This window comes from Vibrio sp. CDRSL-10 TSBA, assembly GCA_039696685.1.
In the GTDB taxonomy this organism is placed as follows: domain Bacteria; phylum Pseudomonadota; class Gammaproteobacteria; order Enterobacterales; family Vibrionaceae; genus Vibrio.
Genome location: CP155566.1, coordinates 109,199 through 133,423, shown reverse-complemented (window position 1 = coordinate 133,423; position 24,225 = coordinate 109,199). Strand labels below are relative to the sequence as shown.

The following is a 24,225-nucleotide window of genomic DNA, read 5'->3' as shown; positions in this document are numbered from 1 at the left end:
GTGGCCGTAATTGGAGCGAGTCTTACTTTGACACTGCTTTAAATGAACTATACCCCAGACAGTTGCTTCCAGACTTTACGGTAATCATCCCCAGACATCGCAGCACCTTCAGGGCGAAGCCTCGACCAATCATCAGCGCTCAACGCACTAACATAACCGGTGGCAAGAGATGGTGCAGACGCAGTATCAGTGTCTCGATGCAGTAGCTTAAAGTCTGCACCCAAGCTTTCAGCGATACTGCGGGGAACAGAGTTCATCCGCATCAGCACACCTTCTTCAGATCTGACACCGTGATAAAGCATCGCCGGAAGATTATTCAAGGTTCGTAGCTCTTCCTCTGACAGGCTGTCAAAATCAATACCAGCTGTTGGCATCTTACTTAGAGCAGACAAGCCCCAAGCACCATTGTTCGCTAAGTCCCTGTATACTGCTTTACACGCTTTAGATAAGTTGTTCGTTAGATCGCCTTCATCAAAGAAACGGTTAGCAATATCTTCAAGGGAAGATCCATCAACCCAAGCCTGAGTAATGTCAGCAAGCCGTTGATGGCCTATACCATCTCCACCGAGCTCGGTAAGACTCTTCTGGAGTTGCGGAACACGCATCATCACGCCCATTAAATCAGGTAAGGCTGAACGCCCCGTTTCGCTTCCAAAGAGGCTACTTGGCTGCCAATCTTCTGTGGTTAGCTTGTTCTCAAGTCTATTGAGTTCCAACAGCGCAGTTCTCACACCTTCCGGTGAAAAGCCGGTTGAATCTGCCAACGCTGCGTTTTCAGGGTGCTCTGCTATTTGTCTTACATAGCCCCTTGTTGCTTCGAGTAAAGCGTCTGCCTGTTGCTGAGAGTGCCTATCTGGCTTAGCCCGTAATGAGCTGAAGCCATAGGTGTTCCTCAGAAGTTGCTCAGCCTCAGCAATAACCTCATCAAGGTTCCGCTTCTCGTTCCATAGGTGTGCAATATAGCTACGAAAATCAGCCCACTGCTCCTGATGAATTACCGCCGAAAGATCATTCAACCCACCCACTGAGTCTATTTCTTCGAGCATACTTACCAGGCGAGATAGAAGGTCACCTGTAGCATCACTAACAAATTGTCTGATTTCATTAGGATTAGCTCCCGCTGCAATGCCCACCACGCCAACGCTATCATGGCCAATCCGTCCAGCTCGACCTGCAAGGTTCCAGAACTCACGAGGGGACATCTGTATCCCGTAAGGGTATTTCGGGCTCGCCAGGAATACAGATGAAACAGGGAAGTTCAAACCTTGTGCAATCGTTGTAGTAGCGCACATAACCTTGATATGACCTTCTTCCGTAAGCCATTCAATCAAAGCCAGGGCCTCAGCTGGCAAGCCTGCATGATGCACTACTACACCTTTTTCCAGCATTCCTATGAGCTCAAAATCAGGACTGATTTCTGTGCTCAAGAAGCGCTGCACCAACGCAATCTCTTCGGGGATTCGATCTAGGGGTTCAAGTTCATTAGCTATTAAGCGAGCGATACTCCAAGCATCCGGTATCTTCTGTGCAACAGCGATACTTGTTCCACGTTTCGAGAACACTTTTGCCATTGCAGCAGCCTGCTTAGACAAAGATCTAGCAGAGCTATAACTCAAGTTACGAATAGGCCTTATGCCATCCACATCATGCTTACCACGCAGATGGATTGTTCGTTGAGTGGTTGTTAGAGTTTCAAAGGTTAATTTCCAATTGCCACGGCCTTCTGCTTGCTCAGCATCGAATAGGCCAACAATCCTCTCGTTTGGTTGCCAAGCAGATGTACTAAGGCTAATGCTCTTACCTCTACCTGAACCAAGCCACTGGGCTAATTCATTAGCATTTGGAACAAATGGCATCAGCAATAAGAAGTTGGCTCGCGAAGCTTCCTGCTTAATTGTCGCCAGCAGTAGTTCAATACGCAGACCACGCTCGTTATCTTCTATGTTGTGCGCCTCGTCCATTACCAATAACGCCAATGGACGCTGAACCTTCTTGTTGCGCATAACAAGCTGCAATTTCTCCGGCGTTGCAACTAACACTTGGAAGGCTTCTTGCTCACCTAAAAGAGCATCTTCAAACGCATCAACTTCAATCGCCCCGGTAAGTTGCTCGACCTTGATGCCGAGTGGTCCGAAGTCAGAACGCAATCTTCTAGTGATCTGTGAGACAAGCGCTCTGGTCGGCGCAACGTATGCGATCCAGCCACCATCATCAGCAAATTGGTTGAGTGCTTGGAGCATTCTAAATTGCGCTAACTGAGTTTTGCCGCCAGACGTAGGCATATCAATCACAACAGCTCGGCTCGCCGGATCAAGCAGGTTTTGCTCTTGCAGCGCTGCTCTCTGTGGCGGTAACAACTCAAACATACTCTTGTGGCGAGTTACGTGGCCAACAAACCGAGTCACTCTAGAGTTAACGCTATGAGCAACCCACCAAACCGAACCTTCAACCATTTTTCGGCTGGATACATGCAACCAACGCAGCAACATTTCTAGCTTTGTATCACAAGATAATTGAGCAGCCTTAAGCGCAGCCTCAAAGTGCTGATCAAGCTCTGATTCGATTGCTAAAGGCTCGCCTTGAAGCATGTAGGTTGCAAGGCGCTCTGTCGCTTTCGCCCAGTGATATAGAGAGACCAAGCGAATAGCTTCACTTTGTCTGGCTACACCTTGAGCCTGATCTAAGAAGTCTCTTTCATGGCTAGCTTGATCGTGACGAAGACCAACAATGATTTCTGCGATTTGATCTAAATCGTCCCAAGAAACGTTTGCGGAGCAAGCGCACCCAAGCATCAAATAAACGGAAAACGACACGTTTATTCCAGGCAACATCAGCTACAGAAGGAACCTGAAGCTGTTGTTCATGTTCTTCGAACCAGCGTCTTAAATCTGTCCAACGATCACCTGCATAAGCTAACCCTGCCATGTGCAGTACATGGAAAACTCGCTGATCTGTATCTTCTGGTATTGGTAATACTCGCATCAGCCCAAAGGCTTTATTCGCACCAGCTATAGCGAGATTTTTTGTTTGTTGCTCAGCAGACGAAGGGCTCAGTAATGTTGCAATACCTTCAATGGCTGCCAGCTCGTAGGCCGAAGCAACTTGCTCGATAGAAGCATAATCAACTTCGATATTCGCACCGGTAAACAAGCTACCTAGCGCACTATGTACTAAGCCGTCTTTTGCTGCATCAAAAGCGCTATCGCGAGTCGCAGAATCAATTGCCTGCACAGCCCAGTGATTGTCGACTGATTGCAGTTGCTCAAATGATAAGGTCATGCTTCCCCCTCATCATTCATTGCTGATTGTGCACGCGCTGGCAAGTTTGTAATTTCACCAGTAGGGATATGAATTGCATGCAACTCAATGTCTGTCTCTGGAGGACAGTCCACTGATAGGGCGCGAGCTCTACCCCGAATATCAGCTTCACGAGGCTCAGTGTCACGCACTAATACGCCATATACAGCAATATCAGTACCTTGTGACTGAACATACCGCTTAGCTGCACTTTGAAATTTGAATTGCCAAGGTTTGCCGGTAGCATGTAGGCCAAGATACTTCACCAAATCATTCTTAACACCCTTATCATCACGTAGACCAAATAGTTGATTACCAAGGCTCGTCATGACGCTAGGGGGAGAATTTTGATCATAGGATGTTTTTACCTCTCCAAAACTAAATCTATAAGGTAATTCTTGATCATCAAGTAGTTGAAGCCCAGTCAGGTCACAGCCTGCGGGGCTTGCATTGGAGTTCTTGAGGTCTCGTGATGTCGGCCAAGGATATTCACATCTACCACGCTTTGCGACAAATGCTTCTGCAATAGCCTCACCAACCAGCCAATCTTCAAACTCATACTCTTCAGCAAGCACTTCAGCTAATTCGATCTGCTCGAAGTCAGTGGTCACTAAACCAGCTAGAAGTTCATTGAGTTCTTGCTTGCCTGATATATCACATAAGATATCTTTTACTGGACCAGCTAAAATTTGCTCTAGCTGCTGATTGCTAAAGGAAAAGCCATGAGCCACCACAGGATGAGAACTAACATCATAGACCAATGTAGAATCTGGCATCGTCATAACCAAAACCTTAAAGATATCTTGTAATTCAAAACCTTACCCTGCCAACTGAATATTTATTGTTTGAATGATGATTTCCGAGACTAAATCAGGCACCAAGCTCTCTAGAGCGGTAACTCCCAACCTAAAAAAGTCTACGCTTAGATGGCAAAAAGACAAAGTGCGTCAACTAGATATCGTGTTCTCGCTCAGAGAAAAGTTTGAAAAGTTGGCACTTCTTCAGGCTGGTCTAGGCAGTAACATAGGAGACATGCGGGCACAGCAGTTCAAAAAGAACCATGTGTGACATCAATTAAATCAAAAACCAATCGCGTATCAAGAACCGGTATTTTCATTAAATTCGTATATGAATTCAACACCTCTCTATACCCTTTCACATGTGAAAGGGTATCACTTTATGATGCTGCAATAGCCTTTTCGTCAACACCACCCTATCACGCACTCAATTTCACCGCCAAATAGCCCGATTTGGACAGTTCCAGAGAGCCTGTTATCCAGCACGCACAGATATCATATCCAACGTCGATGAAATCAACTGAAAACCATAGCGCCGCGGCCTATTTGTTGTAATAGGGACTAATTATGAATCAAACCGTTATAGCCAAGAAACGTTGGCTTGATATTGGAGCAAGAAGACAAAGCGCCACTACAAATCGCTGGGCCAGTATATGTGAAAGCGTTCACCTATGACCCTACTTTTATGAAAGGTTTCGGTGTGCTCTTGCAGTGGACCTCTCGCTCAGGAAATGCTCACGAGCGCGTTTTCAAAATGAGAGATATTTTGGCTGATAGCGGAAAAAGCATGCTTCAAGCAGTAGCTGACAGTGGCTTATTCATTCACCACAAATCAAAGTATTGGCATTTTATTCTCGACTACCTGATGAGTGAGAATCCAGATAAAACTGTAGTAACCGTTGAAAAAACCGGTTGGTTTTTTGATCAATTTGTCACACCAAGCTGGGTGGCGGGGTTTGGAGAACAGGAGGTTATGTACACTGGAGATACACCTGAACAATTAAACTCAAGCGGCAATTTCTTAGAGTGGCAAGATGACGTTGCTATGCTTTGCCAAGGTAATGCTTTGATGATCTTTACTTTGTGCACAGCTTTTGCAGCGCCCTTACTCGAAAAACTCGATTGGGACTCATTCTTGATCCATTTTTTGGGTGCATCAAAAAATGGCAAAACAACCCTAATACGTTTAGCCGCATCTGTATATTCTGACTATCAGTATCGAGACACATGGAGCAGCACAGCAAACGGCATAGAGGGCCGTGCTAAAAGTAGAAACTGTATGCTTATTTTACTCGATGAGTTCCACCAAGCAGAGGCAGATGAAGTAACTAAAGTGATCTACCAGATCGGTAATGGTGTTTCAAAGCTACGAGGAAAGATAGATGGCGGCGCAAGATCCCAAGATTATTGGAGCTTAATTGGCCTATCAACCGGTGAAGTTAGCCTTGAACAAAAACTTTCTGAGTCAAATAAAAAGCCACACGCAGGACAACTAATGCGCTTTTTTGAAATCCCTCTTTTCCAAACATTTGGTGTATTTGAAAACCTACATGACTCTGAATCAGCAAAAGTGTTTGCGGAACGAATTGCCGATGCTACGTCTAAACAATACGGAACTTCCTTGCAACCATTTTTAAATCAGGTAGCAGCAATAACCGAACTAAAAAATGTGCTGAACAAACAGATAAATAAAATCTCACAGTCTTGGATTACAAGCCTGAAAATCGCTCCAAGCAATCAGGTGTTGTTTGCAGCCGATAGATTTGCTTTTATCGCTGCCGTTGGCGAACTCGCTATCGATCTGGATGCCCTTCCTTGGGAAAAAGGTTCCGCCCAGCATGAGATTGGCAAAGTTTTTGAAGCCTGGATGGCCAACTATAGCGAAGAGTTTGATTACGAAGAACGACATATTCGCGAGCAATTACGCAACTTCCTACCCAAATGCCAATACACTATCAAGCCTACAGGCGCAGTAACTGAGGTCGGATGGTGGAAATTGAATAGTCATGAATTGAGTTGGCATGTCCGCCGTGATGCTTTTAAAACTGGCCTAAAACTCGAATTTGATCATCAAGTTATTCAAGCCGCCATGATATTAAAAAAGCAAGGCTGGCTTCAGACTAACGAACCGTCACGAGGCACATTTAAAAGTAGCATTTCAGGGAAGGCAGAAAGGCACTTCAAACTACTTCCCAACCAAATCGCTAAAGACTTAAACATCAACATTGATTTCAGCCGCTTTCAACAAGGAGGCGAAGCATGATTTCCCACTTTCCCATTTCCCAAAAAGACCGAACGGAAGCCAGAGCTCTGTTGGCAGATATCAAAGCGGCAACCGAAGAGCTTCGCACTCTAATAACATCGCAAAAACAGTTCTTAAGCGCAGAGGAAGCTGCACAGTATGCAAACTTGTCTGTTAAGTACATTTATAAGCTCACGCATACCAAGCAAATCCCGCACTACAAACCTAACCGCAAACTATACTTCAAGCGCGATGATCTCGATGCTTGGTTGATGTCTCACCGGGTAGAGGAGAAAAAGTAAATGCCTTATACTGAACCGACTTTGACACAAAGAGCAGAGATCTTGAACGCCTATGGTGAGTCAGAGCGCTTGGTAAGAGAAGCTGAGCGCAAGCAGATCACCTCAGTCAGCAATACCACATGGTGGCGACTAAGCCGAAAAGGTCAAGTTCCGGCAGCCAAGCAAGTTGGTACAACCAAGTCTTGGTTACTCTCCGATCTGCTGCTGTGGATGCAACATCAGTAAGTTAACCAAAATTGTTTTGGTGAGTATATCGGTGAGTAACGTGATACAGTTACTCACCACAATCGCTTGAAAGCACTGGTCTCACAGGGCATGACCAATGCTATTCTGCGAGCAGATCCAGAATATTGAATAATGCGTTAACGATAAATTTCATATTCCCAAACCCTGCTTCGCAGGGTTTTTTTATAAAAGCGAAACCGATGTTGTTTGCAAAATAATGAGCTAGATAAGAGAAAACAACATTGTGCAAGTTTCAGACAAGTGTTAACAAACCATACCAAAAAATAATACCTATCTGACTAAAAACCAGTCCACCAAATAACATCCCCAAAACTAATATTTATATCGTTAAAAAATAATTCATTACTGATTTATTTTTAATCATGATCACAACGCAAAAGACTATTACCACTTCTATCAATTCGTCAGTTTGAATAATTGCTCTAAATACAATTGCAATTCACAGTGACATTAAATTAATATCTTAAAATTATGACAATTACATGACAATTATGGAGTGATTTCAGGTATGCACGTTGTACTTAGTGATGCCTTATATTTTGCATCTGGGAGCAAAAGGGATGTCTATATTCACCCTGAAGACAACACCCTTTGTATAAAAATTCAAAAGGTAGAAGATAACCAAAATTTAAATGAAGAAAGGTTTTTCAAAACACATAATAACGTTCGAATTTTACCCAAATATTCAGGCAGCGTGCAAACCAACCTTGGAAAAGGGCTCGTGGTTGAATTAATCCGTGACTTTGATGGTAACGTATCAAAGTCTTTACACGATTATATTTCCAGCAGAAGAATTTCTGCTGAAGACGCCCATAAACATATTGATTATATATCCCATGAGCTACTGAAAAAGAAAGTACTGATCCACGATGGAAATCTAAAAAACATAATTTTGAGAAAAACCGTTCATGGTTCATTACAACCAATACTGGTTGATGGATTTGGAGTAAGAAACCAAAACTTGAAATACTTTTTAAGAGATAAGATATCTCTACTTAGTATTAAAAAAACTAAACAGCAGTTGGACCGGATGAGACACTACATAGCTATCGAGCACAACAAACTAAAAAATGCTGCATAGGCGAGCGTCCTCGTGAGAGCCCATCTGTGGTTTTGACACAATTTAACCCTGTTTTCATAAGCGATGATTATAGCCAAGCAACTGAAAAGCAGAGTAATATCCGGCAGCGGAGCAATGCGGCTCTGCCCTCGTTAATCTAATAAGCAGCTTGTTATCATGGAAAATATTGTCGAAAAACTTCTTTATTCGTCGCGCTGGATTATGGCGCCAATTTATCTCGGCCTGAGTTTGGTCCTGGCGGCTCTGGGTATCAAATTTTTTCAGGAGGTCTTTCACCTGATCCCGGTCATTTTCACCATTAAGGAAGTCGATCTGATTTTGATTTCCTTGTCGCTGATCGATATCTCTCTGGTGGGTGGATTAATCGTAATGGTGATGTTTTCCGGTTACGAAAACTTCGTCTCTAAAATCGATCTGGATGAGAACGATGACAAACTCGGCTGGCTGGGGAAACTCGACACAAGTTCGCTAAAAAACAAGGTATCTGCGTCTATTGTCGCGATTTCATCGATCCATCTGCTTAAAGTATTTATGAATACCGAACAGATTGACGGTGAAAAAATCAAATGGTACCTGCTGCTGCATGTCACCTTTGTTGTCTCAGCGTTTGCGATGGGCTATCTGGATAAAATCACCAAAAAGTAACGGTTAAGGTGTGTGTCCTTCGAAGAGAATTCTTCAAAGAGAAAGGCGACTGCATTTAGAGTGTGTGTCCTCGTTATAAAAAACCAGCCGAAGCTGGTTTTTTGTTTTTCTGTGATTAGAAATCGTAGCTGGCGGACAGTACGACCGTACGCGGTGAGCCCTGTACCAGGTAGTTGCTGCCCGGGTAACCGCCGGCTGATGCCCAGTAGTTTTTGTCGGTTACGTTATCGACGCGGGCGCGCAGAGTCAGCGCGTTATCACCGACTTTCATGCCGTAGCGGGCGCCCAGATCAAAACGGGTCCATGACGGCAGTTTCGAGTGAGTTATCCGAGCTGGCATATTGCGAGCCGGTGTATACCGTGCGACCTTCCAGCGTCAGGCCTTCCACAAACGGAGTCGCCCATTCCAGGTTCAGGTTAGCCTGAACTTTCGGCACACCGATCGCGTTCTTCCCTTCTGCTTCGGCCGTGGCACTTTTCACAATGTCGGCATCAATCAGGGTCACGCCACCCAGCACTTTGACGCGTTCAATCGGTTCGCCAAACGCCGACAACTCGATACCGCGGTGACGCTGTTCACCGTTGTCGGTGTAGATATTGTTGCTGTCGTACATGTACGTCGGCTTACTGATTTCAAACAGGCTGACCACTGCGCCGTAGCTGCCGGTGTCATACTTGGCACCGACTTCATACTGCTCCGAGCGGTTAGGTTTTAACACTTCCCCCGGGTGACTGCTATCTTCAGGTGCTGTTTCTCCCGGCAACAAAGCCTCAGAGTAATTGGCATACAAAGAAACATCCAGCGTCGGCTGATACACCACACCCAGCGACGGCGTCAGGGCTGTTTTACTATAATTACCATTAGATTCACCGGTATTGTAGTCAAAGCTCTTGGTCTCAACCCGCTGCAGACGCGCACCAAGCATCAGTTTGACCTGATCATCGAACATCGACAGGGTATCGGCTAATGCTGCACTGCTGTAAGTCACTCGCTCTGTTTCAATCGGGTCACTTAAACTACCACCAAACCATGATCCATCTAGCTGGCTGATCTGTGTGTAATCGTCCAAGGAGCCCACGCTAGTAGTCGCTGACATCACATACGCATTTTTCGAGCGTGACTGGTAAAGAGAGCCGGACACAACAACTGTATGACCAATGCTGCCGGTTGAGAATTCGTGTCTTACCCCGCTGTCTGCTGACATCACGGTATCTTCACGCACGTTTTCAAACAGATAGGCGGTCAGATTGCCATTACCGTCAGCAGTCGGGTTGGCCAGCAGGTTATGCTCTTTTCCGCGGCGCATGCCCGCTGCCATCCAGCCAGTGGTCTGGCTGCTGAAGTCGTATTCTGCCCGCACCACACCAAACAGCTGCTTCTCATCGGTATAGGTCCAGTCCTGAGCATAGTTAGCATCACTGCTTGGCAGGGATGGGATTGCACTGCCCGGCGTCACACTCGGACGCGGTGAATCAATATGATGATCCTGATAGCCGACATCTGCCGACATGCGGAAGTTCTCGCCTTGGTGATCAAAGCCCAGGCTCAGCACGCCAAGCTGGGTATCCTGATCATCGACGGCATCATCGCCACCACGGGCAACCAGGTTAACACGCAGGCCATTTTCCTGGTTATCACCAAAACGGCGGCCCAGATCCAGCGCACCATAACCCTGACCACCGGACTGAGTGCCGACCGTGACGCGGGTCAGCGGTTCACTGCCGGCGCGTTTCGGTACCAGGTTAATCGAACCGCCAATCGCACTGCCGCCCGGCGCCGCACCATTCACAAAAGTGTTGGCACCACGGAACACTTCGACCCGTTCCAGCATTTCGGCTGCCACATACTGACGCGGCAGAATGCCGTACACACCGTTCAGGGTCATGTCGTCGGAATAAACCGGGAAACCGCGAATCATGTACAGTTCCTGGAAGTTACCAAAGCCGACCGACTGACGAACCGTCGGGTCATTTTTCAGTACATCACCGACACTCTTAGCCTGCTGATCGGCGATCAGTTGGGAGGTGTAGTTGCTGGAAGAAAAAGGCGTATCCATGAAATCCTGGTTACCGAGAATACCCGCCCGGCCCGAACGCGCGACCTGACCACCCTGGTACTCACCACCCAGATCAACTTGTGAACCAACAATGGTGACCACTTCGTCAGGGTGTGTGTCCTCGTTAGAAGTAGCGGCTTGGCTAAGGTGTGTGTCCTCGACAGCTGTGTCATCTGCCAGAGCGTAGCCGGCTTGTCCTATGGTTAACGCGGCAATCACGCCAAGTCCGACCGGAGAGAGACGGAACGATTTCATAAATACCCCTGCTGTAACTTATAGACTAATCAGTAATTTTCAATGAATGATATTGCCAATGAGAACGATTTGCAATGGCAATAAAATAATCAAGCGGTAAAAAGTGAGAAAAATGTCAGGAAAAATCGGGCATTTGCAGGAAATGCCCGATGAGATGCAACCGTCACGCAGAGCGGATTAACGGCGGGACAGACGGTTGAACACCAGCAAGGCGAGGAAATAGAGTGCGCCGAGAATGGCGACCAAAGTCCCCGCGGCAATTTGGTTTGGGTACAGCACCACCTGGCCCAGCCAGTCTGACCATAACATGGTGGTACCGCCAATCAGGCTGGCGAGCAGCAGCTGTGCTTTGGACTGCTGGGCACCCAGCATGCGTGCCAAATGCGGTGCAATCAGGCCGACAAAGGATACCGGCCCCATGGTGGCGGTCACTACCGCACACAACATAGCGACCAGCACCAACAGGCTGAGCGAGGTCAGTGAACTGCTCAGTCCGCGTGCCTGGGCGAAAGAAACGGCTGATGGAGATAAGCGTCAGCGCGCGACTGCTCATCAGACTCAGCCCCAGCATAGCCACCACCAGCGCGGCCAGTAACAATGCCTGCTCTGCGGTCACCCGATACGTAGACCCGGCCAGCCATTGCAGAATTTTGTAGCTGTCCTGATTGCCTTTGGCGAGACAAAACTGCACGAATGCCTGCAGCAGCGCAGTCATGGCAATACCGGTCAGAATCACGCTCGATGGCGCAAACTGGTGTTTGCGTCCCAGCATAATCAGAATCAACAACACCGCCAGACTGCCGACCAGTGCGGTGCCCCATTGAGTCGACAGCAGCGACTGTCCGAGAAACAGGCTGGAGAAGACCAGTGCAAATGTCGCCCCGGACGACACACCGAGAATATCCGGGCTGGCGAGCGGGTTATAAATCAGGCGCTGCAGTATGGTACCGGCCAGCGCCAGACCAATGCCGGTAAACAGCGCGGTCACCATGCGCGGCCAGCGCAGGGCCCACTGGAACTCGTTCGGCCAGGCCAGTGTCAGCCCACTCTGCTGCGGCTGATAACCGATATACAAAGCGATGCCGAGCAGCATCAGCAGGGCAATCGACACGGTCAAAGGCGATGAGATCCGCGGCCGTGAACCGGGCAGCGCGACTGCAATACCATCCTGGGCTGTGAGCTTACGACGGCTGAACCAGATCAGCGCCGGCGCACCGATGGCCGCCGCCGTCACACCGCTTGGTACTACCTGGCCGGCCCAGACACTAAGCCACTGCGCCAGCACATCGGTCGCCAACAAGAGCAGCGCGCCACACACCAGGCTGGCCACCAGTTCGATACGCGGCGTACGCGCCCCAAGCGCGCGCACAATATTCGGGGTCAGCAGGCCGATAAAACCGATCAGACCAACCACCGTAATTGAGGCCGACACCAGCCAGATCCCAAGTGCCATCAACAGGAAGAATGCCGGAATGACAGGCAGACCACGCGCCTGCGCACCCTGATGACCAAGGCGCAGCAGGGTCAGAATCCGTGGTGCCACCAGCAAAAGCAGCAGCAGCGGGCTTAAGCGCGGCAACAGCCATGCAATCTGCTCCCAGCCGTTCTGCGCCAAATCGCCTGCGCCCCACATAAACACATTCTGGGCATAATCCTGATGCAGCAGAATGATAGCGCCGGCAACCGCACCCAGCAGGATATTAATGACCATCCCGGAGATCACCATCGGCAACCCGGTCATGTTGTCCAGCCCGGCGATGAGAACAATAAGACCAAATGCCAGCAGAGCCCCGGCCATAGCCGCCAACGCGCTGTAATCAGCAATCGCCTGCGGCCACCAAATATTAAGAATGATCAGCGCCAGCCACGCACCGGAAGAGGTGCCCATGGTCAGCGGAGAAGTGAGTGAGTTCTGGGTCAGTTGCTGCATCAGGCTGCCCACCAGGCCCAGAACCGCTCCCACCAGCAGGGTGATCACCAGACGCGGCAACTGTGCATAGGCAAAATTGAAATCATCAAACGACTGCGCCAGTTGCGGGTCGCCGATCAAACGCCATTGCATCGCAAAGCCGAGCGTTTGGTTGAACTGCAGGCTGGCCGCTGCGCCGAGCAGCAGCAGGGCCATGATCGGGGTCAGATGTCTCCAGGTCATGACTGCGGCGCCATTTCCAGCAGGCTGTCTGCAATCGCTTCTCCGGCATACAGCAACGACATCGCACCGCCGTAACTCCACACCGATTCAACCGAATTCACTCGGTGGGTGCGCACAAACGGCAGCGCTTTCCACAGCACAGAGTTTTTGAGTTTTTTCTCTTCATTAAACGGCTTGATGTACAGCACATAACCTTGCTGTATCACGCGTAAATCGGTGATCGGCTTTTGTACTATGCCCCACTGCGCCGGCGGCTCAACCAGCGCCTGCTTCATACCGAGCTGATGCAGCACATAGTCGATCATCGAATCTTCGGTATAGATAAAGGTCGATTTGGTGTCGGCAAACCGCATCACCAGAGCCTGCGGCAACGAGCCGCCAAAGTGCGCTTTGAGTTGATCACTCAGTTGCTGAAAGCGTTGCTGCATCCTGGTCAGCTTTTGTTCCGCCAGCTCTTGCTTAGCAAACAGCTGCGCCAGCTGGCGAAACTGTTTGATCGCCACTTCCGCCTGCTTGTCATCTTTACTGAAGTTGGTGTACAGCAGCACCGGAGCAATCTGCTCCAGACGCGGTTTGAGGTCACGCTGCGCGTCGCTGATCAAAATAATATCCGGCTTGAGCGCGGCAATTTTTTCTAGGTTTCGGCTCACCGCGGGTACCGACATTCTGCGCCGAGTCCGGAATAGCCGGTTTCACCACCCAGTCACGATAAGCGTCAGCATCGGTGACCGCAATCGGGGTGATACCGAGTTCGATCACCTGCTCCAGCACATCCCAGTTCAGCACCGCTGCACGCTGTGGCACAGCAGGTAACGTATGTTCACCGAGTGAATCGCTGACCTGAATCTCAGCCCAGGCAGAGGAAGACGCACTGACCAGCAGGCCCAGCACCACAAGCGCTTGCTTAAATTTCGACATCAGGCACATACGATAGCGACCTTATTGGTAGTGGCCTGATCGGTATCACCCGGGTGATCAATCAGACGAATCGGAGTTTGGTACAGATCAGACAGACGCTGCTCATCAGCCAGACCGACAGCCGGTCCGTCAAAAGCGATACGCCCCTGTTTGAGGGCAACAATATGGGTGGCATAGCGCAGCGCCAGATTGAGATCATGCAGAATGACGATAATGCCGCAGCCCTGTTGCTGATTGAGCTCAGCCAGTAACGCCATCAGCTGGTACTGATGCTGCACATCGAGCGCCGAGGTCGGTTCATCCAGGATCAAAACCGGAGATTCCTGCGCCAGCAGCATCGCCACCCACGCACGCTGGCGCTCACCGCCGGACAGTTCATCCACATAGCTGTCAGCAAAGGCCGTCACGCCGGTTTTTTCCATCGCCGCGGCAATCATGTCATTATCCTGCTGACGCCAGAATCCCAGTGCGCCACGCCATGGAAAACGGCCGAGACGCACCAGCTCACGCACCGTCAGGCCGGCACTGGCCGGTAGTTTCTGCGGCAGAAAAGCGACCTTTTTGGCCAGATCTTTACTGCCCAGCGAAGCCAGAGACACATCATCAAGCTGCACCGTTCCGGTGTCAGGCGACTGCTGTCCGGACAGTAAACTGACCAGAGTAGATTTACCGGAACCGTTGTGGCCCAGCACCACCGTCAGCTCATTGGTGGGGATACGTAACTGATCAATCGCAAGAATCGTGCGGCCGCCGCGTACCATCTCCACGCCAGATAGGGTGAACATTGGGTTACCTCCCGGCTCTCGGATACACCCAAAGGTTATTGAGAACCATTTTAATTATCATTACTATACCACTCCGCCATTTTACTGATTATTCACTCGATGAAAAGTCAGTAACCCCATTCAAATTGCAACTACTGCCGACAAGCAAGGTCAACCTCATGTTTCACTGGTTTGAAAATCTTACCGACGCGTTTCCGGATCACGATCCGCAGAAGCCGCCCAAAACTCTGTTTGGCTTCTGCCGTTACTACACCCGCGGCTTTGAAAAACCGCTGTTAATCATGTCGCTGCTCAGCGCCTGCGTGGCGATCGCTGAGGTGACGCTGGTGCGCTACATGGGCGAACTGGTTGATATGCTCAGCAACAGCTCGCGCGCCAACTTCTGGGCCGACAACGGCGACACTCTGCTGTCGATGGCGTTGCTGGTCGTGGTGGTGATGCCGATCCTGGCTTTCGTCCACTCCAACCTGCTCCATCAGGCCATCCTCGGCAATTATCCGATGTCGATTCGCTGGCTGGTGCACCGTTACCTGCTCAAGCAGAGCGTCGGTTTTTTCCAGCGTGATTTTGCCGGCCGGGTCGCGACCAAGGTGATGCAGAGCGCGCAGTCGGTGCGCGAAGTGGTGATGAAGCTGGTCGATCTGTCGGTGTATATTTCGGTCTATTTCGTCTCGATGCTGGTGATGATTGCCAGCGCCGACGACGTCTTGGTGCTGCCGATCCTGGCCTGGCTGTGTCTGTACGTCCTGATTCAGGTGCTGTTTATTCCGCGCCTGAAACGCATCTCCACCGAGCAGGCCAACGCCCAGTCTTCGATGACCGGTGGCATTGTCGATACCTACACCAACATCACGACCGTGAAATTGTTCTCACATTCCGAGCGGGAAACCGAGTACGCCAAACAGGGCATGAAAGCGTATCTCGCCACCGTGTACCAGCAGATGCGTACCCTGACCAGCCTGCTCTACAGCGTGGATCTGATTAACTACCTGCTGCTGTTTCTCCATGGCAGCACTGGCCATTCACCTCTGGCTGGCCGAAAGTGTGACAGTGGGTGTGATTGCGATTGGCATCAGTATTGCGCTGCGCTTGCAGGGCATGTCGAAGTGGATCATGTGGGAAATCCGCGGCATGTTTGAAAGCATCGGCATGGTGATCGACAGCATGAACACCATCGCCAACGACATCGAAATCGAGGACAGCCATCAGGCCAAGCCACTGACCGTTTCTCAGGGCGAAATTCGCTTCCGCCAGGTCGATTTTCGCTACAACGAGCAGGAAGCAGTATTTGAAGCGCTCGATCTGCACCTGAAACCGGGCGAAAAAGTCGGGATCGTCGGCCGCTCCGGCGCGGGCAAATCCACGCTGGTCAATCTGCTGCTGCGTTTTTATGAACTCAATGCGGGCAAGATTGAAATTGACGGTCAGGATATCAGTCAGGTCACCCAGCAGTCGCTGCGCCAGCAGATTGGCATGATCACGCAGGATACCTCGCTGCTGCACCGCTCGATTCGGGAAAACATCCTGTACGGCAATCCGCACGCCAATGAAGACGCGCTGATGCATGCCAGCCGCCAGGCCGAAGCGCACGATTTTATCGAACTGCTGAAAGATGAAAGCGGCCACAGCGGCTATGACGTACAGGTGGGTGAGCGCGGCGTGAAACTGTCCGGCGGTCAGCGCCAGCGCATCGCGATTGCGCGCGTGCTGCTCAAGGACGCGCCGATCCTTATTATGGATGAAGCCACTTCAGCACTTGACTCAGAAGCGGAAGCGGCGATTCAGGATAATCTGGATCAACTGATGGACAACAAGACGGTGATTGCGATTGCGCACCGCCTGTCGACCATTGCCGCCATGGATCGCCTGATCGTGATGGATAAAGGCCGGATTATCGAACAGGGTTCGCATCAGGAACTGCTGGAGAAAAACGGCGTCTATGCCCAGTTGTGGGCGCACCAGACCGGCGGTTTTATCGGCGAAGTGTAAGCCCATATCAGCACACCAAAACGCAAACAGCCCCGCAAGGGGCTTTTTTGGGGCCCGGCCGATGAACGCAGGGGGCTGTCATTGCTTGAAAACAGCTCATTGCTTGAAACAATCCGTTGATTAAAAAAATTTAGTTGATTAAAAACAGTTCGTTTATTAACAACGGCTCGTCTATCAAAAATAAGTCATTCAGATGCCGCGTTGCAGCAGCGTGGCGATAAAGGCCAGCTCTTCATCCGCCAGCCCCTGACCCAGCGCTTCCAGCCACACACTTTCACTGTAGTGTTCTGCGCGCAGCATCAGCTGACACCCTTCAAAATCAATCAGCCAGGAGTGCAGGTCGGCATCGCTCTGTTTTTCGATGATGCGCGCCGACAGTCCGGCCACCAGACGCTCGCCCAGCGGCGGAAACGAGTCATAATCAAACGCTGGCGCGGCAACAATAATGCGCCCTTGTGCGGCAAGGTATTCCGTTAAGCCAAACTCAGCCATGATAAGTCAGATGCTCCTGAATTAAGTCCAAAAACGGGTCGGCGTATTTATCCAGTTTACGCTGCCCCACGCCGTTGACCGCCAGCATTTCTCCGTACGAGGTCGGCAGGATTTCCGCCATATCAATCAGCGTGGCATCACTGAACACCACGTACGGTGGCAGGCCTTCTTCATCAGCGATGGATTTACGCAACTTGCGCAGTTTGGCAAACAGCGCCTTATCGTAATTCTTGCTCGACAGTTTATCTGCTTTAGCGGCGCGTACCGCCGTATCCAGACGCGGCACTGCCAGCTCAATCGACATATCGCCGCGCAGCAGCGGACGCGCCTCTTCGGTCAGCTGCAGGGTCGAATTACGGGTAATATTCTGATGCAGCAGCCCTTTATGGATCAGCTGACGGAAAATACTCACCCAGTAATCGTGGCTGTGATCGCGCCCCAGGCCGTAGGTCGACAGTTTATCGTGGCCCTGCTCGCGGATACGGATATTCTGCATTCCACGCAGCACTTCAACCACATAGCCGATACCAAAGCTCTGATTGACCCGGTACACACACGACAACGCTTTACGCGCCTCTTCGGTGGCATCGAAATGCTTGGGCGGATCGAGGCACACGTCGCAGTTGCCGCATGGCTTATCGCGATATTCGCCAAAGTAGTTGAGCAGTACCTGACGGCGGCAGGTCTGCGCTTCGGCAAAACTGCTCATGGCCGTCAGCTTATGGGTTTCGACCTGTTTCTGCGCACCGTCCGGCTTTTCATCCAGCATGCGGCGCAGCCAGGCGATATCGGCCGGGTCATACAGCATCACGGCTTCTGCCGGCAGGCCATCACGCCCGGCGCGACCGGTTTCCTGATAGTAGGATTCGATGTTGCGCGGAATATCAAAGTGAACCACAAAGCGCACGTTGGGTTTGTTGATGCCCATACCGAAACGCCACGGTGGCGACCACGATCTGGATGTCATCCTTTTGAAACGCATCCTGCACATAGACGCGCTCGTCCACGTCCATCCCGGCATGATAACCGGCGGCGCGGATGTGGTTGCTGCACAGCTTCTCGGTCAGCATTTCGACTTTTTTACGACTGCCGCAATAGATAATGCCGCACTGGCCTTTTTGTGTGCCGAGATAACGGATCACCTGCGACACCGGCTTGTGCTTTTCCATCAGGGTATAGCGAATGTTCGGCCGGTCGAAACTGCCCAGATAAACGTGCGGATCAGTCAGATTAAGGCGGTGCAGAATGTCACTGCGCGTCGCATCATCCGCGGTCGCGGTCAGAGCCATAAACGGCACGTGCGGAAACTGCTGCTTGAGCTGGCCGAGCGCCGCGTATTCCGGGCGGAAATCGTGTCCCCACTGGGAAATACAGTGCGCCTCATCGACCGCAATCATCGCCAGCGGCAGGTTATGCAGCCGTTCGATAAAGTCCTGGGTCAGGACCCGCTCCGGAGAAACATACAGCAGTTTAATCTGCCCGGCATGTACCCGGTTATAAATAGAGATCAGCGCATCGCGGGTCTGGGTCGAGTTGACACACTCCGCCGACACACCGTTGGCCTTGAGCTGGTCGACCTGGTCTTTCATCAGCGAAATCAGCGGTGAAATCACCACCGTCACCCCTTCCCGTGCCAGGGCCGGGATCTGGTAGCACAAGGATTTACCACCACCGGTCGGCATGATCACCAGTGAGTCTTCGCCGGCCACTGCCGCGTCGATCACTTCCTGCTGGCCAACGCGGAAAGTCTGGTAGCCGAACACATCGCGCAGGATCTGCTGCGGCTCTGGCAAGGCGTCGGATTGTTCAGCGATTAAAGTGGCGGTCATGCAGGCTCTCGATGATGAACAGATGAATTAGCAATAAAGATGACTGCCAGCGCTGAGCGAGGCAGTAAGCAGCCGGATATTGTAGTGACCTTTGGCGGTGAATTAAACCGCTATCGGCAAAGTAATTGCGTTGCACCGCCAAGCTTGATTGCACATCGACATGGTTTACACGGTATACTGGCTGGTAAATCACCTCTTGTAGCGGGGTGGTGTCGCGCCCGGCCGGGATGGCGATGTTAAACGAGATATTACAATGACATTTGAACAACAACAGGAAGTCCGCAAAGGCGTCTTCCTGGCGCTGGCTGCCTACATTATGTGGGGAATTGCGCCGATCTACTTTAAAACTGTGAGTTCTGTGGCGGCTCTGGAAGTACTGAGTCACCGGGTGGTATGGTCGTTCTTTCTGCTCGCCGCCCTGCTCCACTTCAGCAAGCAATGGCGCGGCGTGCTCAGTGTACTGCGCACGCCGAAAAAAGTTGCTTTCCTGCTGGTCACCGCGCTGCTGATCGGCGCCAACTGGCTAACCTTTATCTGGGCGATTAACGCCAACCACATGCTGGATGCCAGCCTGGGTTACTACATTAACCCGCTGATTAATATCGTGCTCGGTATGCTGTTTCTGGGTGAACGACTGCGCAAACTGCAGTGGTTTGCCGTGCTGCTGGCGGTGATTGGGGTAGCGATTCAGCTGGTGGTATTCGGCTCTCTGCCAATCGTGGCGTTCGTGCTGGCCATCACTTTTGCCGTGTACGGCCTGCTGCGCAAAAAAGTCGGCGTCGATGCGCTGAGCGGCCTGTTTATCGAAACCCTGCTGCTGGTGCCGGTGGCGCTGCTTTATCTGGCCTGGTTTGCCGATTCACCGACCAGTTCGATGCTGCTCAACGACTGGCACATCAATACCCTGCTCATCGCCGCCGGGGTGATCACCACCCTGCCGCTGCTCTGTTTTACCGGTGCGGCAACCCGGCTCAAACTCTCCACCCTGGGGTTCTTCCAGTACATTGGTCCGAGCCTGATGTTTGTGCTGGCAGTGCTTATCTATGGCGAAGCGTTCAGTGCCGATAAAGCGATTACCTTCGCCTTTATCTGGAGCGCGCTGCTGATTTTCACCTGGGACGGGCTCGGCCAGCGCCGCCGCCAGAACGCCATGGTGCGCAGCGCACAGCAGGCGGCACTCAAGTAAAACCCTGATCGTTTTTTACAAGACAATCTCATTCCGGCCCGTTAAGCTGAATGAGATTGTTGCTATTTTCACCGGTTCCACATGGATAAAGTTCGCTACCGCACCACGCCCGATTCTGCCATCAGCCTGATTGAAGGCGACTACCATGAATTCGCCTTTCAGCGTCATTATCATCTCGATTTCCACCTCGGACTGATCACTCAGGGCCAGCAGCGCTTTGCCCATCAGGGCACCCAGCATCAGGTCGGTCACGGCGAACTGGTGATCATGCCGCCGGATGAACTGCACGACGGCCGCTCGCTGGCTGCATCCGGTTATCAGGTCCGGGTGTTTGCGATTGAGCCGGATTGGTTTAACCAGCATCTCGAACTGAGTCAACCGCAGCAGATGATGAGCTTTGACCGCCTGATTGTCAGCGACCCGCAGCTGTTCAGCCGGTTATGTCATCTGCATCAGGCCCTGGCAGAGCCAAGCCTGAGCCAGTTAGCCAAAGACTGCCTGCCCTACGAAGGCTTTTCCGGTCTGGTGCAACGCTACGGCGCCAGTAAGGAACGCGCCCCGGTCGCACTCGGCCGCCAGTCGCTGGCCACTCTGAAAGAGTACCTGCTGGCCCACCTGGATCAGGCCGTGCGCCTGGAGCAACTGGCCGCACTGTGCGACCTGACACCGACCCAGTTGCAGCGCCATTTTAAAGCCCGCACCGGCATGACGCCTTACGCCTGGCTGAGCCGGCTGCGACTGGAGCAGGGCATGAAGCTGATCAAAGCCGGCATTTCCGGTACGGAAGTGGCGCAGCAGGTCGGTTTCTACGATCAGGCCCACTTCACCAAAGCGTTCAAACACACTTATGGTGTCTCACCTTCCGCGGTCGGCCACTGTTAGTAATTTACGAGCGACAACCTGCCAGTAATTTACAAGCGACAACCTGCGCCAACTGGCACAATAGCACCCTGATCGCAGGAGATGTGTTGTTATGAATGAAGTCAGTATTCTTGTTACCCTTGCCACCGTCCATTTTATCGCCCTGATGAGCCCCGGTCCTGATGTCGCCCTGGTGGTGCAAAATGCCAGCCGTTATGGCCGCCAGACCGGACTGTATATTGCCCTCGGCTTATCGTTCGGTATTCTGATGCACTCTCTGCTCAGCCTGACCGGAGTCAGTTATCTGGTCCACCAGCAGCCGGTGCTGTTTGCCCTGCTGCAACTGTGCGGCGGCAGCTATCTGCTCTATCTGGGCTATGGTGCGCTGCGCGCCACCCTGACGAACTGGTCACAGGCTCCGGGCGAGCTGAGCCACAAACCGGAGCTGCTGCTGAGTAACAAACGCCAGGCCTTTTCGCGCGGCTTTATGACCAATATTCTCAACCCGAAAGCGCTGGTATTTTTTGTCAGCCTGATGTCGACGCTGGTCCCGGCCGGAATGTCATTCGGCGGCAAAGGCATCGCGCTGCTGATTCTGTGGGGACTGGCGCTGGCCTGGTTTGCCGCGCTGGCCTGGATGCTGTCAACCCGCCGCCTGCAACAAAAGCTGCAGGCCGCCAGCCGCTATATCGATCTGCTGTGCGGGGTGATTTTCACTGCCATCGGCGTGATGATCCTGTACCAGTCACTGAGCGGCTTACTGAGCTAAAGCGGTATCGCCCGTTAAAAAATAATACACATATTGAAAAATAATAAACACGCGCTAAACCGCTAACACGGTTGCATATTTTCCTGTCTGGGCTGGAAAAATACCGCCCCGGCTGCCACTCTGAACAAGTGAATGGACACTAATCAGGGAGACAGGGATGCACCACAGTACCAGCGCGACACGCGCACTGGCCTTATCCGGGCTGTTATTATCGTTAGGCGCGCACGGCGCCGATTCGACCCTCTCAGGCCAGGTGACCGACAGTGTCGCGCCGGAGCAGAGCAGCGGCTATCAGGAGAAGAACCTGGTCAGCGCCCAGCACTGGATGGTCACAGCGGCCAACCCGCTGGCGGCCGAGGCAGGAGCTAAGGTACTGCGCGCCGGTGGTAATGCGATTGATGCCATGGTGGCGGTGCAACTGATGCTCGGCCTGGTCGAGCCGCAGTCGTCCGGCATCGGCGGCGGGGCATTTCTGGTCTATTTTGACGCCGAAAATCAGGAGCTGACCACCTATGACGGGCGTGAAACCGCGCCGCTGGCCGCGACGCCAACTCTGTTTCAGGACGCAAGCGGCCAGCCGCTAGAGTTCTATGATGCCGTAGTCGGCGGACGCTCGGTCGGCACTCCCGGCACAGTCAAACTGCTGTGGGATACCCATCAAAAATATGGTCAGCTGCAATGGGCGCGCCTGATTGAGCCGGTTATTGCACTCGCCCGGCAAGGATTTGAAGTCAGCCCGCGTCTTGCGACCCTGATTGCCGAAGATGCCGACCGGCTGAGCCGCTTTGCCGGTGCAGAAGCCTACTTCTTTGACGCCAAGGGCCAGCCACTGCAGGCGGGTCACAATCTCAAAAATCCCATGTATGCCGATACGTTAGAGCAGATCGCGCAACACGGTGCCAAAGCTTTCTATCAGGGCGAGATTGCCCGCGACATCGTGCGCACGGTACAACAGGCGCCCGGCAACCCGGGAGTGCTTGCGCAGGCTGATTTTGATGCCTACCAAATTAAGCAGCGTGATGCGGTGTGCGCGCCATACCAAAGCTATCAGGTATGCGGCATGGGGCCACCCAGCTCCGGCGCCCTGACACTGGGTCAAATCCTCGCCATCAGTGAGAAATACGACCTCAAAGGCTGGGGCCAGGACAGTGCCCTGTCCTGGCAGGTAATTGGCGACGCTTCGCGCCTGGCCTTTGCCGACCGCGGCCTGTACATGGCCGACCAGGATTATGTGCCGATGCCGAGCGAAGGTCTGCTCGACAAAGCCTATCTCGGCCGGCGCGCCAAACTGATCACTCCGGGCAAGGCGCTGAGTGAGGTCAAAGCTGGCAATCCGCACTGGCAGCATGCCATGCTGCTCAGCGACGATCAGTCGCTTGAACTGCCTTCCACCAGCCACTTCAATATCGTTGACAAAGACGGCAATGTGGTCTCAATGACCACGTCGATAGAGAATGTGTTCGGCTCACGTCTGTTTGTACGCGGTTTTCTGCTCAACAACGAGCTGACCGACTTTTCCTTTGCCACCCACAACAACGGCCGTCCGATTGCCAACCGGCTCGAGCCGGGCAAACGGCCGCGTTCTTCCATGTCACCCACGGTGGTGATGCAGGGGGATAAACCTTATCTGGCGATCGGCTCACCCGGCGGCAGCCGCATCATCGGCTATGTGGCTCAAGCACTGATCGCCCATCTGCAATGGGGCATGGATATTCAGTCCGCTATCAATCAACCACACGTACTGAGCCGCTTCGCCGACACCGATCTGGAGCAGGGCACGGCCGCTGAAAAACTGGCTCCGGAGCTGGAGAAACTCGGCGTCAAGGTGACGATACGTGATCTCAACTCGGGGCTGCACGCCATTCGCATCAGCGAACAGGGCCTGCAGGGCGCGGCGGATCCGCGCCGCGAAGGGGTGGCGATCGGTAATTAGCCATTCGGTGCCTAGTTACGTTCTGGCCGATCAGCCCGCCGGCTTGTAAGAGATCTCTCACAAGCCGGTAGGTAAATTTCGCTTTTTATTAGGAAAAACGGGTAGACAACCAAGCTAAACCATTGATTTAAATGGATCGCATGTAATAAAAGTGAAATAATTATTCAAGAAATCGATTTCACTACGTTGCTGAAAAGCGTGTAATCAGTAATATGAACGGTGTCGGAAGGATGCTGACACGGAATAGGGAATCACTAAGGATTGGTGATCTTCAGGATGAAGATGCGGTTGTTCAGGATGAATGATCGGCAAGGATAGCAAACAGGACATTGAACGGACTCAATCGTTACCAGGATGGCGACGACAAGGGAAAGACGATGGACTCCTCT

At 51.8% G+C, this 24,225-nt stretch carries 16 protein-coding genes and 5 pseudogenes; 10 read left to right on the top strand and 11 right to left on the bottom strand.

The window, feature by feature from the left end; translation table 11 throughout:
- Positions 1 to 47: 47 nt before the first annotated feature.
- From ABDK09_07935 to ABDK09_07925, 3 genes are read right to left on the bottom strand one after another with little or no spacing between them, the layout of a single operon-like run.
- Positions 48 to 2,813 carry a DEAD/DEAH box helicase gene (locus tag ABDK09_07935; GenBank protein XAW89622.1) on the bottom strand — a complete coding sequence of 922 codons (2,766 nt, stop codon included), beginning with the start codon at positions 2,811 to 2,813 and terminating at the stop codon, positions 48 to 50.
- A complete protein-coding gene (locus ABDK09_07930; protein ID XAW89621.1) occupies positions 2,701 to 3,279 on the bottom strand; it encodes a hypothetical protein in 579 nt (192 codons plus the stop codon). Before ABDK09_07930 ends, ABDK09_07935 begins: the two co-directional genes overlap by 113 nt.
- The gene (locus ABDK09_07925) at positions 3,276 to 4,079 is read right to left on the bottom strand and encodes a hypothetical protein (GenBank protein XAW89620.1); all 804 of its coding nucleotides are present in this window, start codon (positions 4,077 to 4,079) and stop codon (positions 3,276 to 3,278) included. Before ABDK09_07925 ends, ABDK09_07930 begins: the two co-directional genes overlap by 4 nt.
- 622 nt (positions 4,080 to 4,701) lie before the next feature.
- Between ABDK09_07925 and ABDK09_07920 the strand changes: the two genes are divergently transcribed.
- From ABDK09_07920 to ABDK09_07900, 5 genes are all read left to right on the top strand, one after another.
- Positions 4,702 to 6,357 carry a DUF927 domain-containing protein gene (locus ABDK09_07920; protein XAW89619.1) on the top strand — a complete coding sequence of 552 codons (1,656 nt, stop codon included), beginning with the start codon at positions 4,702 to 4,704 and terminating at the stop codon, positions 6,355 to 6,357.
- Positions 6,354 to 6,638 (top strand): helix-turn-helix domain-containing protein, encoded by a 285-nt coding sequence (locus tag ABDK09_07915; protein XAW89618.1) that lies wholly within the window; start codon positions 6,354 to 6,356, stop codon positions 6,636 to 6,638. Before ABDK09_07920 ends, ABDK09_07915 begins: the two co-directional genes overlap by 4 nt.
- Positions 6,639 to 6,863, top strand: coding sequence for a hypothetical protein (locus tag ABDK09_07910; protein XAW89617.1), 225 nt, complete (start codon positions 6,639 to 6,641; stop codon positions 6,861 to 6,863).
- A gap of 529 nt (positions 6,864 to 7,392) precedes the next feature.
- Complete coding sequence (locus ABDK09_07905) at positions 7,393 to 7,965, top strand: YrbL family protein (GenBank protein ID XAW89616.1); 573 nt, start codon at positions 7,393 to 7,395, stop codon at positions 7,963 to 7,965.
- Between the two features lie 156 nt (positions 7,966 to 8,121).
- On the top strand, positions 8,122 to 8,610 hold the full coding sequence (locus ABDK09_07900; GenBank protein ID XAW89615.1) for a TIGR00645 family protein: 489 nt from the start codon (positions 8,122 to 8,124) through the stop codon (positions 8,608 to 8,610).
- 115 nt (positions 8,611 to 8,725) lie between these two features.
- Here the strand turns inward: ABDK09_07900 and ABDK09_07895 are convergent, their stop codons facing one another.
- From ABDK09_07895 to ABDK09_07875, 5 genes and pseudogenes are all read right to left on the bottom strand, one after another.
- Positions 8,726 to 8,950 carry a hypothetical protein gene (locus ABDK09_07895; GenBank protein XAW89614.1) on the bottom strand — a complete coding sequence of 75 codons (225 nt, stop codon included), beginning with the start codon at positions 8,948 to 8,950 and terminating at the stop codon, positions 8,726 to 8,728.
- On the bottom strand, positions 8,901 to 10,922 hold the full coding sequence (locus ABDK09_07890) for a TonB-dependent siderophore receptor (GenBank protein XAW89613.1): 2,022 nt from the start codon (positions 10,920 to 10,922) through the stop codon (positions 8,901 to 8,903). The genes ABDK09_07895 and ABDK09_07890 overlap by 50 nt, the downstream gene beginning before the upstream one ends.
- Positions 10,923 to 11,099: 177 nt before the next feature.
- A pseudogene (gene fhuB, locus ABDK09_07885) lies at positions 11,100 to 13,074 on the bottom strand (Fe(3+)-hydroxamate ABC transporter permease FhuB).
- Positions 13,071 to 13,992, bottom strand: a pseudogene (locus ABDK09_07880) (iron-siderophore ABC transporter substrate-binding protein). The pseudogenes fhuB and ABDK09_07880 overlap by 4 nt, the downstream one beginning before the upstream one ends.
- Positions 13,992 to 14,777 (bottom strand): ABC transporter ATP-binding protein, encoded by a 786-nt coding sequence (locus tag ABDK09_07875; protein ID XAW89612.1) that lies wholly within the window; start codon positions 14,775 to 14,777, stop codon positions 13,992 to 13,994. The pseudogene ABDK09_07880 and the gene ABDK09_07875 overlap by 1 nt, the downstream one beginning before the upstream one ends.
- A 158-nt stretch (positions 14,778 to 14,935) precedes the next feature.
- Here ABDK09_07875 and ABDK09_07870 point away from each other — a divergent pair.
- Positions 14,936 to 16,766: pseudogene (locus ABDK09_07870) on the top strand (ABC transporter ATP-binding protein).
- 189 nt (positions 16,767 to 16,955) lie between these two features.
- On the opposite strand, the gene ABDK09_07865 reads toward ABDK09_07870, so the two are convergent.
- The 3 genes and pseudogenes from ABDK09_07865 to ABDK09_07855 all read right to left on the bottom strand — a co-directional run bounded on the left by ABDK09_07865 (position 16,956) and on the right by ABDK09_07855 (position 19,358).
- Complete coding sequence (locus tag ABDK09_07865) at positions 16,956 to 17,258, bottom strand: DUF3630 family protein (GenBank protein ID XAW89611.1); 303 nt, start codon at positions 17,256 to 17,258, stop codon at positions 16,956 to 16,958.
- A pseudogene (recQ, locus tag ABDK09_07860) lies at positions 17,251 to 19,087 on the bottom strand (ATP-dependent DNA helicase RecQ). The gene ABDK09_07865 and the pseudogene recQ overlap by 8 nt, the downstream one beginning before the upstream one ends.
- On the bottom strand, positions 19,065 to 19,358 hold the full coding sequence (locus ABDK09_07855; GenBank protein XAW89610.1) for a hypothetical protein: 294 nt from the start codon (positions 19,356 to 19,358) through the stop codon (positions 19,065 to 19,067). Before ABDK09_07855 ends, recQ begins: the two are co-directional and overlap by 23 nt.
- Here ABDK09_07855 and rarD point away from each other — a divergent pair.
- The 4 genes and pseudogenes from rarD to ggt all read left to right on the top strand — a co-directional run bounded on the left by rarD (position 19,341) and on the right by ggt (position 23,836).
- Entirely contained in the window at positions 19,341 to 20,273 is a 933-nt protein-coding gene (gene rarD / locus ABDK09_07850; protein XAW89609.1) for an EamA family transporter RarD, read from the top strand. The genes ABDK09_07855 and rarD overlap by 18 nt on opposite strands.
- An 81-nt stretch (positions 20,274 to 20,354) precedes the next feature.
- Entirely contained in the window at positions 20,355 to 21,155 is an 801-nt protein-coding gene (locus tag ABDK09_07845; GenBank protein ID XAW89608.1) for an AraC family transcriptional regulator, read from the top strand.
- A gap of 91 nt (positions 21,156 to 21,246) precedes the next feature.
- The gene (locus ABDK09_07840; GenBank protein XAW89607.1) at positions 21,247 to 21,903 is read left to right on the top strand and encodes a LysE family translocator; all 657 of its coding nucleotides are present in this window, start codon (positions 21,247 to 21,249) and stop codon (positions 21,901 to 21,903) included.
- Between the two features lie 256 nt (positions 21,904 to 22,159).
- Positions 22,160 to 23,836 (top strand): annotated as a pseudogene (ggt, locus tag ABDK09_07835) (gamma-glutamyltransferase).
- The last annotated feature ends 389 nt before the right edge of the window (positions 23,837 to 24,225 follow it).